We start from the raw sequence: 14,109 nt of genomic DNA, 5'->3' as shown, positions 1-14,109 counted from the left end.
CAATCAGTATCTGACGCGTTGAGCATTGCCACTGCACGCGCTTCGCCTCACCTGGCGCGTGCAAGCACTGCCTGCATCGCGACGGTGGGCCTGCGACCACACTGCGGCGGCCAGCACTGGCTGCCAATGTGATGCGCGGCCACAGCGACGTGAGCGCACACCGGCAACCCTGGCGTGTTGCATGCAGGCCTGCGAGACGATCACATCCGGCTTGCGGCATGCAGTGATCTGATCGCTACGTTTACTCGGCCGCATCGTCCGCTGTCGGTGCGGCTACCGAATCCCGCTTGACCAGCAGGTGCGCGACCACATGATCGACCATCCTTGCCGTACGCTCCTTGGCGCGAATCGTCTTCAGCAAGATGTCCAGCGCGGCATCGGCCATGGCGGCGATGGGCTGCTGCACGGTGGTGATTTCCGGCCACACCGCAGTGGCGGCAGAGGTGTCGTCGAACCCGACCACCGACAGATCGCGCGGCACATCCAGACCGCGCCGGTGCGCGACCGAGATTGCCGCGGCGGCCATGTCGTCGTTGCTTGCGAAGATGGCGCTGGGGCGACGTTTGCGCGCCAGCAACTTCTCCGCGGCGACCAGGCCGGATTTGTAGGTGTAATCGCCCGGCTGCACCAGGTGCCGATCCAGACGCAGCCCGGCGTCGGCCAACGCCGCCTGAAAGCCTTCGAAGCGCCGCGTGCTGGCCGACAGATTCGGATGCCCGGCGATGTAGCCGATGCGCGTATGCCCCTGTGCGATCAGGTGTTCGGTGATCTCTTTGGCTGCAGCGAATTCGTCGATGCGCACACATGCGACATCCGGGCTGAAATGGTTGGAGGCGATCGCCACCACCGGCACCTTGGCGCGCACCAACTCCAGCACTGCGGCCCTGGATTCGCACAACGGCGGCGGCAGGATCACACCGGCAACGCCCTTGGCGAGCTTGCGCGCCGCCTTGCGTTCGGCATCGGCGTCCAGATCGTCCCAGCAGTCGATCACCAGCTGGATCGACGTACGCGATGCCACCCGCAACACGCCCAGCAGCAACTCGCGCAAGTAGGCGCCGCTGGGATCGCTGTAGATCAACGCAATCCGCGTGCTCTGCGCGGCCGCCAATGCGCTGGCGGCAAGATTGGGCGTATAGCCGAGCTTGTCGACCGCGCGCATGACCCGTTCGCGGGTGGCATCGCGCACGCTTCCGGTGTTGTTGACCACGCGCGAGACCGTCATCGGCGAGACCTTTGCCAGCGCTGCCACCTCGTCGATGGTGGTCGCGCGGCTGGTGCGGCGGACCGATTTCCTGACCTTCTCCAAGCGTGGCCTCTTCAAATGCGTGCGAAAGCTGCGGGATGCACGGGCGCTGCTGCGGTAACACGGACGCCGAGTGCAGGTATGACGGTGCGAGCCATGGTACCGGGAAGCAGGCAGAGCGGCGATATGCGCCTGCATGCGCCCGTGACGCTCGAGCATGCCGCATGAGCGGGTCTGCAATGAAGCGACATGGCATCGGTGTCGGCGCATTTACGCTGCCGGCATCGATGTGGCTGGCGCTGTTATGCAGTGGCCTGCTGGTCACCGCAAGCGCGCATGCCGAAGATGGCTACGATCTATGGTTGCGCTACCAACCGCTCGCCAATGCCACGCAATTGCGCGGCAGTGCCAGCCAATTGGTCGTCGTTGGCGACTCGCCCACCCTGCACGCAGCACGCGATGAACTGGCGCGCGGCCTGCAGGGATTATTGGGAACCACACCGCCGCGCGTGGACGCAGTGACGCAGGATGGCGCACTCGTGTTGGGCGCAGCCAGCGCGCCACAGATTGCGGCCCTGAAGCTCAATGCCGGCCAGTTGCGCCGCGACGGCTATCTCATTCGTAGCGTCGAAATTGACGGGCATCGCGTCACCGCCATTGTCGGGGGCAGCGATATCGGGGTGTTATACGGCACATTCCACCTGTTGCGTCTGCTGCAGACCGGGCAGTCGCTTGCGGCGGTGGATGTGCGCACATCGCCACGCCTGCAGCTACGCATGCTCAATCATTGGGACAATCTCGATGGTCTGGTGGAACGTGGCTATGCGGGCGCGTCGCTGTGGAACTGGCAGACCCTGCCCGGCTACCTGGATCCGCGTTACACCGACTATGCGCGTGCCAATGCATCGCTGGGCATCAATGGAACCGTGCTCAACAACGTCAATGCCAAGGCCTGGAGTCTGACGCCGCAGTACCTCGACAAGGCGGCAGCCCTGGCAAACGTGTTTCGTCCGTACGGGATTACCGTATTCCTCAGCGCGCGCTTCAGTGCACCGATCGAAATCGGTGGCCTGAAAACCGCCGACCCGCTGGACCCGCAGGTACGGCGCTGGTGGCGCGATACCGCCGACGCCATCTATGCGCGCATTCCGGATTTCGGCGGGTTTCTGGTCAAGGCCAACTCCGAAGGCCAGCCCGGCCCGCAAGACTATGGACGCAGCCACGCCGACGGCGCGAACCTGCTGGCCGATGCACTGGCGCCACATGGCGGGGTGGTGATGTGGCGCGCCTTTGTCTACTCGCATGAGCAGCCGGACGATCGCGCCAAGCAGGCTTACAGCGAGTTCGTGCCGCTGGATGGTGCATTTCGCGACAACGTGATCGTGCAGGTGAAAAACGGGGCCATCGACTTCCAGCCGCGCGAACCATTTCACCCGTTGTTCGGTGCGATGCGCAAGACGCCATTGATGCCGGAGTTTCAGATCACCAAGGAATATCTCGGCTTTTCCACTCACCTTGCGTATCTGGGCCCGCTATTTTCCGAGACCTTGCAAGCCGACACCTATGCGCGCGGCAAGGGCTCGACCGTTGCAAAGACGGTGGATGGCCGCCTGTTCACCGAGAGCAAACGCACACGGCTGACCGGTATTGCCGGCGTGGCCAATATTGGCGCCGATCGCAACTGGAGCGGCTCGATCTTCGATCAGGCCAACTGGTACGCGTACGGGCGGCTGGCGTGGGACCCGCAGCTGTCGCCGCAGGCCATTGCGCAGGAATGGACGCGCATGACCTTTTCCAACGATCCGGCGGTGGTCGAGCCAGTGGTGGGCATGATGCTGCGTTCGCGCGAGGCGGTGGTGGACTACATGACTCCGCTCGGTCTGCATCACCTGATGGGGCGCGGCCACCATTACGGCCCGGCACCGTGGGATGCCGGCAGCGAACGTCCGGACTGGGATCCGGTGTATTACCACCGCGCCGACCGCAACGGGATTGGCTTCGACCGCAGCGCCAGCGGCAGCAATGCCGTTGCGCAATATGCGCCGCCCGTGGCGCGTGTATTCGGCGATGTGCAGCGCGCGCCCGAGCCGTTGCTGCTGTGGTTCCATCATGTGCGGTGGGATCACCGCATGGCCTCCGGCAGGCCGCTGTGGGACGAGCTGGTGTGGCATTACGACCATGGTGTGGCCGAGGTCACTGCGATGCGCACGACCTGGCAAGGCCTGGCCGGCAAGATCGATGCACAGCGCTACCAGCAGGTCGCCGATTTCCTGGCGATCCAGCAGCGTGAAGCGCAGTGGTGGCGCGATGCCAGCATCGCCTATTTCCAGAACGTGTCCGGGCGCCCGCTGCCTGCAGGCGTCAGCCCGCCGGCGCACCCGCTGGCGTATTACCAGGCACTGACATTTCCGTATGCACCGGGGAATCCGAAGTGAGCGCATGTCGCGTCAAGATACTGATCGGCACGTTGTCGGCGTTACTGCTGCCGCAACTTGCGCGCGCAGCGGATGCGCCGCTGCTGCATCCCATTTTTCAAGACCACGCGGTGCTGCAACGCGATGCGCCGATCCGCCTGTGGGGCGATGCGGCGCCGGACACACGTGTGACCGTGCAGCTGGACAGTGCGCAGGTGCAGGCTCGCGCAGACCGGCAAGGCCACTGGGAGGCGCGCTTGCCCGCGCACGCCGCCGGCGGCCCGTACCGCCTGAAGGCCAGCGCTGCCAACGGTGCGGTGCAGCAGATCGATGATGTGCTGATCGGCGATGTCTGGCTGTGTTCGGGGCAATCGAACATGGAATTGCAGGTGCATCGCACGCTGGATTCGCGCAGCGAGATCGCCGATGCCGACCACCCCAGCATCCGCATGTTCAAGGTGCCCGCACAATCCAGTCCGACACCGCAACGCGGCTTCGGCGGCACTGCAACGTGGCAGCGCACCACACCGGAGACGGTCAAAGACTTTTCGGCTGCCTGTTACTACTTCGCACGCGAGTTGCAGAAGAAGGTCGACGTGCCGATGGGATTGATCAATGCGTCGTGGGGTGGTTCGCAACTGCAGGCCTGGATCGGCGACAAGGCCTTGCGTGCCGCCGGCGACGATGGTCCGGCACTGGATGTGCTGGCCCGCTATGCAACCGACCCGGTCGCGGCCGCACCGCGTTGGGCCGCACTATGGGAACGCTGGTGGCGTGCCCATGGCGAAGGCGAACCGTGGCAGCCGGATGCGCCGGGCGACTGGCAGAACGCGCCGTCGGCCTTGGGCGCATGGGACGACTGGGGCGTGCCGCAACTGGTCGGCTTCAATGGCATGGTCTGGTACCGCACCAGCGTCGAACTGACCCCGGCACAGGCCGCACAGGACGCCACGTTGTTGCTGGGGCCGGTAGACGAACTGGACCAGACCTGGGTCAACGGACACGGCGTGGGCAGCAGCTATGGCGCGGACCAGCCGCGTCGCTACGCGTTGCCGCGCGGGCAGCTGCATGCCGGGCGCAACAGCATCGTGCTCAATGTGCTCAACACCTACCGGCGCGGCGGGCTGCTGGGCGATGCGCCATCGCGCGCACTGCAATTTGCCGATGGCAGCACAGTGGCGCTGGACGCGCCCTGGCAATACCGCATCGTGCCGCGGGCAGCGGGCACGCCACCGCGCGCACCGTGGTCGTCGGCGGCCGGGCTGACCACCTTGTACAACGGCATGATCGCACCGCTGGAACACCTGGGCCTGCGCGGCGTGCTGTGGTACCAGGGCGAATCCAATACCGGCGATGCAGCGCGCTACCCGGCCTTGCTCACTGCCTGGCAGCGCGACTGGCGGCAGCGCTTCGGCGCAGACCTGCCGTTGCTGGTGGTGCAGCTGGCCAATTACGGCGCACCGCCTACCCAGCCGACCGACAGCGGCTGGGCGCAATTGCGCGAGGCGCAGCGGCGTTTCGTCGCCAGCGACGCGCACGCAGGATTGGCGGTGGCGATCGATATCGGCGACCGCTACGACATCCATCCGGCCAACAAGCAGGAGCTGGGCCGGCGCCTGGCGCGCGTGGCGCGGCATGTGGTGTATGGCGAGGCGATTGCGCCTTCCGGGCCGGTGCCGCGCAGCGCACGTCGCGCCGGCGAGAGCGTGCGTATCGGCTTCGACGATGTCGACACCGCGCTGGTGAGTTACGGCAACGACGCGCCGATCGGCTTCGAGCTCTGCGGCGATGGGGCCGGCAGCTGCCATTACGCCAGTGCCACGCTGTCCGGGCGCGAGATTCGCCTGCGTCTTTCCGCCGGCGTGCAGGCCACCCGGGTGCGTTACTGCTGGGCCGACAGCCCCGTGTGCACCTTGTACGACCGCAGCGGCCTGCCGGCCGGCCCGTTCGAACTTCCCATCACTGCCACCTCTTCCCCCTGAGCGAGATCACGATGTCACAGACTTCCGACTCCCCTGCACCGCTGCAAGGTTCTGCCCGCGACCGCGAGATCGTCGAGGCGCGCGTCATCGTCACCTGTCCGGGGCGCAATTTCGTCACCTTGAAGATCCGCACGCGCTCGGGCATCACCGGTGTGGGCGATGCCACGCTCAACGGGCGCGAACTGGCGGTGGCCGCGTATCTGCAGGAACACCTGGTGCCGAATCTGATCGGCCGCGATGCCGGGCGCATCGAAGACATCTGGCAGTTCTTCTACCGCGGCGCGTATTGGCGACGCGGCCCGGTGACGATGAGCGCGATTGCCGCGGTGGATGTGGCGTTGTGGGACATCCTGGGCAAGATGGCCGGCATGCCGCTGTATCAGTTGCTCGGTGGGCGCTCGCGCGAAGGTGCGCTGGTGTACGGGCATGCCAACGGCCGCGATATCGCCGAAACCAGCGACGAAGTGGGCCGCTTCCGCGAGATGGGCTTTATCGCCATTCGCGCGCAATGCGGCGTGCCCGGCATCAAGAAGACCTACGGCATTTCCGTCGGCGGCAAGCCGTACGAACCGGCGGAAAGCGAACTGCCGACCGAAACCGTGTGGTCCACGCCGCGCTACCTCGGCGTCGTGCCGCGCCTGTTCGAGCAACTGCGCGCCGATCATGGCGACGCGATCGAGCTGCTGCATGACGCGCACCACCGGCTCACCCCGATCGAAGCCGCACGCCTGGGCCGCGACCTGGAGCCGTACCGGCTGTTCTGGCTGGAAGATGCCACCCCGGCGGAAAACCAGCGTGCGTTCGAGATCATTCGCCAGCACACGGTGACGCCGCTGGCAGTGGGTGAGGTGTTCAATTCGATCTGGGACTGCAAGCACCTGATCGAGCAGCAGCTGATCGACTACATCTGCACCACGATTGTCCACGCCGGCGGTCTCACCCATGTGCGCCGGCTGGCCGATTTCGCCGCGCTGCATCAGGTACGCACCGGCTTCCATGGCGCCACCGATCTCTCGCCGGTGTGCATGGGCGCCGCGTTGCACTTCGACACCTGGGTACCCAATTTCGGCATCCAGGAATACATGTTCCACTCCGACGAAGCCAATGCGGTGTTCCCGCACGACTACCAATTCCGCGATGGACGCCTGCACTGCGGCGAGACGCCCGGGCACGGCGTGGACATCGACGAAGCGCTCGCAGCGAAGTATCCATACGTGCCCAAGCAGCTGCCGATCGCGCGACTGGAAGACGGCGCGATGTGGGACTGGTGATGCGCGCGCTCTCTGCCACGTGTGCCGCGCTGCTGATGGCCTTGGCGGCGCCTGCGAACGCGCAGGCGCAGGCGTCTGCCGATGTCGCGTTCGACTGGTTCGAGTACCGCGGCGACGACGCGGTGTTCGCCACGCCGCTGCCGGCCGGGCACTACCGCAATCCGGTGCTGGCCGGGTTCTACCCCGACCCCAGCATCACGCGCGTGGGCGAGCGCTATTACCTGGTCAATTCGACGTTTACGTACTTCCCGGCGATCCCGGTGTTCGAGAGCACCGATCTTGTGCACTGGACGCAGATCGGCAACGTGGTCGACCGCCGCGAGCAGCTCGATTACGACGGGCTGCGCATGTCGCGCGGCATGTATGCCGCCAGCATCCGCCATCACGACGGGCGTTTTTACGTGGTGGGCACCTCGGTCGATAGCGGTGGCAATTTCATCGCCAGTGCCGGCGACCCTGCGGGCCCATGGTCGGCATTGACGTGGTTGCCCAGCATCGACGGCATCGACCCGTCCTTGTTCTTCGACACCGATGGCAGCGTCTATTTGCTCAACAATGGTCCGCCGGAAGGCACGCCGCTGTACGAAGGGCATCGCGCCATCTGGATGCAGCGCTTCGATATTGCCACCAACCAGCCTGTCGGCCCGCGCAAGGTGTTGCTCAACGGCGGCGTGGACCTGGCCAGCAAGCCGATCTGGATCGAAGGCCCGCACCTGTATCAACGCGACGGTTGGTACTACCTCTCGTGCGCTGAGGGCGGCACCGGGCCGCAGCATTCGCAGGTGGTGTTGCGCAGCCGCAGCGTGTGGGGGCCGTATGCACCCGCACCGAACAACCCCATCCTGACCCAACGCGACCTGCCGGCCGAGCGCGCACACCCGATCAGCAATGCCGGCCACGTGGATCTGGTGGATACGTCCGATGGGCAGTGGTGGGCGGTGTTTCTCGCCAGCCGTCCGTATCGCGGCGATCGCTACAACACCGGACGCGAAACGTTTTTGCTGCCGGTGCAGTGGCGCGATGGCTGGCCCTCGATCCTGCCGGCCGGTCAGCCGATTCCTTACATCGCCAGGGCGCCCGCTGGCATGAAGGCACCTGCCACGCAGGCGCCGTTGTCGGGCAACTTCGTCTGGCACGACGATTTCGATCACACCATGCTGCAACGCGAATGGCTGACCGTGCGCGTGCCAAAGCACGAGGTGGCCGACCTGCGCACGCGGGCAGGCTGGTTGACGCTGCATGCCAGCAGCCAGGGGCTGGACGGTACCGGCACACCCGCGTTTCTCGCACGCCGCCAACAACATATGCGTTTCACCGCCAGCACCGCACTGGAGGTGCCGACCCAGGCAGGCGTCAGTGCAGGCTTGGCGGCATTTCAGAATTCGACCGCGTGGTACGCACTCGGCATTCGTCGCGATGGCGATGCCGTGCAGGTGTTTCTGGACAAGCGCGATGGCGCGGCCACCACCACGCTGGCGCAGACCCGCATCCCGGCCACTGCACAGCTGCGGCTGCAGATCAGCGGCGATGGCGGTGCGTATAGCTTCGCCTTCGATGCCGATGGCCGCGGCTGGCAATCGCTACGCCGCAACGACGATGCCAGCTTTCTCAGCACCGAAAAGGCCGGCGGCTTCGTCGGCAGCGTGATCGGGCCATTCGCCCAATCGCATCCCGACCGCCCTTCACAGGACTGACCATGCTTTCGCATCCGCCCACCCCGTTTCGTTCGCTCGCGCAGGGTGTCCTGCTCGTATTGGGGTGCGCCACAGGCGCTGCCCAGGCCGCCACGCCGCCGTATCTGGACACGCAGCGCTCTTTCGAGGCACGCGCGGCCGATCTGGTGTCGCGCATGACCCTGGAAGAAAAGGCCGCGCAGATGCAGAACGCCGCACCGGCGATTCCACGGCTGCAGGTGCCTGCCTACGATTGGTGGAACGAGGCGCTGCATGGCGTGGCGCGCGCCGGCGGGGCGACGGTGTTCCCGCAGGCGATCGGCATGGCCGCCACCTTCGACCTGCCGCTGATGCACGAGGTCGCCACCGCGATCAGCGACGAGGCGCGTGCCAAGCATCATCAGTTCCTGCGCCAGAACCAGCACGAGCGCTATCAGGGGCTGACCTTCTGGTCGCCGAACATCAATATCTTCCGCGATCCACGCTGGGGCCGCGGCCAGGAGACCTACGGCGAGGATCCCTTCCTCACCGCGCGCATGGGCGTGACCTTCGTGCAGGGCCTGCAGGGCGAGGGCGGCGACGCACCGAAGAATGCGCAGGGCGAGCGCTACCGCAAGCTCGACGCCACCGCCAAGCATTTCGCCGTGCACAGCGGCCCGGAAGCCGATCGTCACCACTTCGATGCGCGCCCCTCCCAGCGCGACCTGTACGAGACCTACCTGCCCGCGTTCGAGGCGCTGGTCAAGGACGGCAAGGTGGATGCGGTGATGGGCGCCTACAACCGCGTATATGGCGAGTCGGCCAGCGCCAGCAAGTTCCTGCTGCAGGATGTACTGCGCGACCAATGGGGCTTCAGGGGCTACGTGGTGTCCGACTGCTGGGCGATCGTGGATATCTGGAAGCACCACAAGATCGTCGCCACCCGCGAACAAGCCGCCGCGCTGGCGGTCAAGCACGGCACCGAGCTGGAATGCGGGGAGGAGTACTCCACCCTGCCGGCGGCGGTCCGCCAGGGCCTGATCGACGAAGCGCAGATCGACACCGCGTTGAAGACCTTGATGACCGCGCGCATGCGCCTGGGCATGTTCGATCCGCCCGGGCAGTTGCCGTGGTCGCAGATTCCCGCCTCGGTCAACCAATCGCCGGCGCACGATGCGCTGGCACGACGCACCGCGCGCGAATCGCTGGTGCTGCTGAAGAACGATGGCCTGCTGCCGTTGTCACGCGCCAGGCTCAAGCGCATCGCGGTGATCGGCCCCACCGCCGACGACACCATGGCGCTGCTGGGCAATTACTACGGCACGCCGGCCGCGCCGGTCACCGTGCTGCAAGGCATCCGAGCCGCCGCCCCGAATGCGCAGGTGCTGTATGCGCGCGGCGCCGATCTGGTCGAGGGGCGCGACGATCCGGCCGCCACGCCGCTGATCGAACCGCAATACCTGCGGCCATCGGCCAACTCGCCCGAGCGCGGTTTGCGTGGCGAGTACTTCCGCAATCGCGACTTGTCGGGTCAGCCGGCCCTGGTGCGGGTGGATGCGCAGATCGGCTTCAAGTGGGACCGTGGTTCGCCAACCGACAATCTGCTGGCGCGTGGCGAAGCCGGGCCAAGCCAAGCGGTGCCGGCGGACAACTTCAGCATCCGCTGGAGCGGCCAGCTGGTCCCGCCGACCACCGGCACCTACCACCTGGAAGCGGCAGCCGACGACGGCGTGCGCCTGTACCTGGACGGCAAGCCGGTGATCGACCGCTGGAGCACCAGCGACCGCCTGCACGCCGATGGCGTCGACGTGCAGCTGCAGGCCGGCCGTGCCTACGAGGTGCGGCTGGAATACTTCGAAGGCGAGCGCGATGCCGCGGTGCGCCTGGCCTGGCGCCAACCCGGGGCCAAGCCGCCCTTGCAGGAAGCGCTGGACGTGGCGCGCAGCGCCGAGGTGGTGGTCTTCGTCGGCGGCCTGACCGGCGATGTCGAAGGCGAGGAGATGAAGGTGAACTATCCCGGCTTTGCCGGCGGCGACCGCACCGACCTGCGCCTGCCCAAGCCGCAGCGCGACCTGCTCGAAGCCTTGCACGCCACCGGCAAGCCGGTGGTGGCGGTGTTGACCACCGGTTCGGCGCTGGCCATCGATTGGGCGCAGCAGCACCTGCCGGCGATCCTGCTGGCCTGGTATCCCGGCCAGCGCGGCGGCACTGCCGTGGCCGACACGCTGTTCGGCGACGCCAATCCTGGCGGCCGGTTGCCGGTGACGTTCTACAAGGAAAGCGAAACGCTGCCGGCGTTCGACGACTACGCCATGCGCGGCCGCACCTACCGCTACTTCGGCGGCACGCCGCTGTATCCGTTCGGCCACGGCTTGTCGTATACGCAGTTCGCCTATTCCGGTCTGCGCCTGGACCGCACCACCATCGCAACCGATGGCTCGCTCACTGCCACGGTCACGGTCAAGAACACCGGCCAACGCGCGGGCGATGAGGTGGTGCAGCTGTATCTGCACCCGCTCACCCCGCAACGCGAACGTGCCGGCAAGGAATTACATGGATTTCAACGTATCGCCCTGACGCCTGGCGAGCAGCGCGAGCTAGGCTTCACCATCAACGCAAAGGATGCACTGCGACTCTACGACGAGCAGCGCAAGGCGTATGTGGTGGACCCAGGCGCCTATGAAGTGCAGATCGGCGCCTCCAGTGCGGATATCCGCGCCAGGCAGCGCTTTACCGTGACCGACAAGTAGCAGCCGCTGACACTCTCGCCATGCGGCCGTGGGTAAACAATCCCTTCGGCCGCGATTGCTTCAAAACCCCTCTCCTCTCGGAAGAGGGATTGGGGTGAGGGTTCGGCGCAGCCCCTCCTCCAAACACTCCTACCTCGCAGGCGACACGATGCACGCACCACGTCTTTCGCTCGACACCCTTGCCACATTGCCACCGGTGGTTGCAACGCCCGGCTATGACCTGGCAAGAACCACCATCGGCATCGTGCATCTCGGCGCAGGCGCCTTCCACCGTGCTCACCAGGCCGTCTATGTCGATGACCTGCTTGCCGAAGACCCCAGCTGGGCCATCAGCGCCGTCTCGCTGCATCGCCCGCAGGTGCGCGATGCCTTACGTCCGCAAGAGGGCCTGTACACCCTCGCCCTGCTCGACGAGCACCCGCAACTGCGCGTCATCGGGGCCATCGGCGAGGTGCTCTGCGCCGCAGACGAACACGCTGCCGTGCTCGCGCGCCTTGCCGACCCGGCAGTGCGCCTGGTCACGCTGACCATCACCGAGAAAGGCTATTGCCTGGCCGGCGACACGCTCGACCTCTCGCATCCGGACATCGCGCACTATATCGCCCATCCCGCAACGCCACATAGCGCCATCGGCTACCTCGTGGCCGGGCTGCGGCAACGCATGCACGACGGCACCGCGCCATTCACTGCACTCAGCTGCGACAACCTCACCGATAACGGCACGCTGCTGCAGCGCGCGGTCGTGCGGCTCGCAGCGCAGGTCGACCCGGCACTTGCGGAATGGATCGCGCAGCACGCCGCCTTCCCGCGCTCGATGGTCGACAGCATCACGCCCGCCACCGATGAAGCGCTGCGCGCGCGCATCCACGATCAGCTTGGCGTGCACGATGCCTGGCCGATCCAGCGCGAGCGCTACAGCCAGTGGGTGATCGAAGACCGTTTCTGTAATGGTCGCCCCGCATTCGAGCGCGCAGGCGTCACCCTGAGCGAAGACATCGCCGGCTATGCGCGCGCCAAGCTGCGTCTGCTCAACGCGCCGCACTCGGCGCTGGCGTATCTCGGCAGCCTGCTGAACCTGGAAACCGTGGCCGACGCCATGCGTCACCGCGAACTTGCCGCTTTCCTGGAAACGTTGATCCGCGCGGAGATCGCACCCACCTTGCAGACCATGGACGGCTTTGATGCGCAAGGCTACAGCGACGCCATCCTCGCCCGTTTTCGCAATCCCGCCATCCGCCACCTGCTCGCCCAGATCGCCTGGGACGGCTCGCAGAAAATCCCGGTGCGACTGCTCGGCACGATCGGCGATGCCCTCGCTACCGACCAACCGATCCAGCACCTATGCTTGGCCGTTGCCGCGTGGCTGCACTTCGTCCGCAGGCAGGCACAGCACGGCGTTGCGCTGGCCGACCCGATGAACGATGCCCTCAGCGCGCGTGGTCGCAATGCGACTGGCGATGCCGATCATGATGTTGCCGCCTTTCTGACACTGGAGGCGGTGTTCGGATCATTGCCCGCGGACGCGCGTTTTTGTGCGTCCTTGCAGGCGGCTTATGCAGCGCTCGGTACTGCCACCCCGACTGAAGTGACACGGGCACTTGGATCGATGGGTGACGCGTAGGACGGTGCGCAGAGCCATCTCTTGCGCCAGCGGGAGCCATCGGTTCGGTGAGCATTGCAGTCGCCTCGCTCACGCAATGCATCACCCTGACGCGATAACCTGCCCAATCCGCAGCAGATTGCCGCTCTCATCGACGATGGCGAACTCACGCATGCCCCAGGGCTTGTCGCCAACCGGGTCGAGCCGTGGAATGCCTCGCTCCGGCAAGGCGGCGAGCTGCATCGCTGCGTGGACGGCATCCACATCGCCCACCCTGATGTAACAGCCCGCATAACAGTCGGCCGGCTCCAGATCCGGATGCGCGAAGAAGTGCAGCTCCACATCGCCACGTCGCAGGATTGCGTAACCTGCATCATGCGGATGCGCATCGCCGACAAAGCCCAGTTGCCGATAGAACGCCACCGTCTGCGGAATCGAGCGGCTCGGCAGGGTTGGGATGGTTTGCGCCTCTACGTTGATGCTGGTGTCCATTACCAATCTCCATGGGTCCACGTTTCAGAAGCGCTCATGTGAGCAGCTCGATGGAAGTGACAGGCTCGCTCGCACACGCGCCTCAAAAGCGCTGGCGGGCGGTGACGGGATCAGACCGTCCTCGGTCGCTGTGAGCGTGCCGCCTTCCGATGTCGCAGACGTGCCGCCAAACCGCTTCCCGCAAACCATAACAAAGCGCGTGCGCTTGTCTCCCAACGCCCTGTACCGCTGTGCTCCAGCAGTTGCCTGCATGAAGTCCGAGACGGCGTGTTGCATTGGACATCGCTATGACATGCTTGCACCCCGCTTCACCGACACATGTCCTGATCCTCCCAGCCTATGGCAGCGCGCAAAAAACAGGATCTACCGGAGAAAGTCTGCGCGCAATGCGGGCGGCCGTTTCGGTGGCGCAAGAAGTGGGAGCGTGTGTGGGACGAGGTGAAGTACTGCTCGGACCGATGCCGGGGCGACAGCAAACGCCACCGCTCCACAGCTTAGTCGGCACTGCCTCAGGCCCGGCAGCATGCCTACACGACACGGGCATGTTCCGCACGCCGCTGAGCGCAGCATGCACTGTGCAACGCGCTTTACCGATACCTCTATTTCGTTCCTGCACGCTTTTTCGCGCCGCTGGACTTGGCCGCACGCTTGCTCGTGCTGCGCTTGCTGGCGACGGCCATGTTGTCCACCAGGTTCGGATAT

The 14,109-nt window shown here is 65.8% G+C and carries 9 protein-coding genes; 7 read left to right on the top strand and 2 right to left on the bottom strand.

What is annotated here, in order from left to right; genetic code table 11:
* Positions 1–241: 241 nt before the first annotated feature.
* A complete protein-coding gene (locus J7367_RS11185) occupies positions 242–1,309 on the bottom strand; it encodes a LacI family DNA-binding transcriptional regulator (RefSeq protein ID WP_022560382.1) in 1,068 nt (355 codons plus the stop codon).
* Between the two features lie 176 nt (positions 1,310–1,485).
* On the opposite strand from J7367_RS11185, the gene J7367_RS11180 reads away from it, so the two are divergent.
* The 6 genes from J7367_RS11180 (at position 1,486) to J7367_RS11155 (ending at position 12,936) form a co-directional block, all read left to right on the top strand.
* A complete protein-coding gene (locus J7367_RS11180; RefSeq protein ID WP_057662027.1) occupies positions 1,486–3,681 on the top strand; it encodes an alpha-glucuronidase family glycosyl hydrolase in 2,196 nt (731 codons plus the stop codon).
* Positions 3,678–5,642, top strand: a complete 1,965-nt coding sequence (locus J7367_RS11175; protein ID WP_057662030.1) for a sialate O-acetylesterase — start codon at positions 3,678–3,680, stop codon at positions 5,640–5,642. The genes J7367_RS11180 and J7367_RS11175 overlap by 4 nt, the downstream gene beginning before the upstream one ends.
* A gap of 11 nt (positions 5,643–5,653) precedes the next feature.
* The gene (gene manD / locus J7367_RS11170) at positions 5,654–6,913 is read left to right on the top strand and encodes a D-mannonate dehydratase ManD (RefSeq protein ID WP_057662031.1); all 1,260 of its coding nucleotides are present in this window, start codon (positions 5,654–5,656) and stop codon (positions 6,911–6,913) included.
* Positions 6,913–8,607, top strand: coding sequence for a glycoside hydrolase family 43 protein (locus tag J7367_RS11165; RefSeq protein ID WP_057662084.1), 1,695 nt, complete (start codon positions 6,913–6,915; stop codon positions 8,605–8,607). Before manD ends, J7367_RS11165 begins: the two co-directional genes overlap by 1 nt.
* 2 nt (positions 8,608–8,609) lie before the next feature.
* Complete coding sequence (locus J7367_RS11160; protein ID WP_057662033.1) at positions 8,610–11,315, top strand: glycoside hydrolase family 3 protein; 2,706 nt, start codon at positions 8,610–8,612, stop codon at positions 11,313–11,315.
* Positions 11,316–11,463: 148 nt separating this feature from the next.
* The gene (locus tag J7367_RS11155) at positions 11,464–12,936 is read left to right on the top strand and encodes a mannitol dehydrogenase family protein (protein ID WP_057662036.1); all 1,473 of its coding nucleotides are present in this window, start codon (positions 11,464–11,466) and stop codon (positions 12,934–12,936) included.
* 81 nt (positions 12,937–13,017) lie between these two features.
* Here the strand turns inward: J7367_RS11155 and J7367_RS11150 are convergent, their stop codons facing one another.
* Positions 13,018–13,407: a VOC family protein gene (locus J7367_RS11150; RefSeq protein WP_007965423.1), complete on the bottom strand. Its 390-nt coding sequence runs from the start codon at positions 13,405–13,407 to the stop codon at positions 13,018–13,020.
* A gap of 339 nt (positions 13,408–13,746) precedes the next feature.
* Between J7367_RS11150 and J7367_RS11145 the strand changes: the two genes are divergently transcribed.
* Positions 13,747–13,905: a DUF2256 domain-containing protein gene (locus J7367_RS11145; RefSeq protein WP_003485006.1), complete on the top strand. Its 159-nt coding sequence runs from the start codon at positions 13,747–13,749 to the stop codon at positions 13,903–13,905.
* Positions 13,906–14,109: the final 204 nt, after the last annotated feature.

It is taken from the genome of Xanthomonas sp. D-36-1 (assembly GCF_017746155.1).
GTDB classification, from domain to species: domain Bacteria; phylum Pseudomonadota; class Gammaproteobacteria; order Xanthomonadales; family Xanthomonadaceae; genus Xanthomonas; species Xanthomonas cissicola.
The sequence above is the reverse complement of the archived record's forward strand: the minus strand, read 5'-3'. Positions and strand labels throughout refer to the sequence as shown.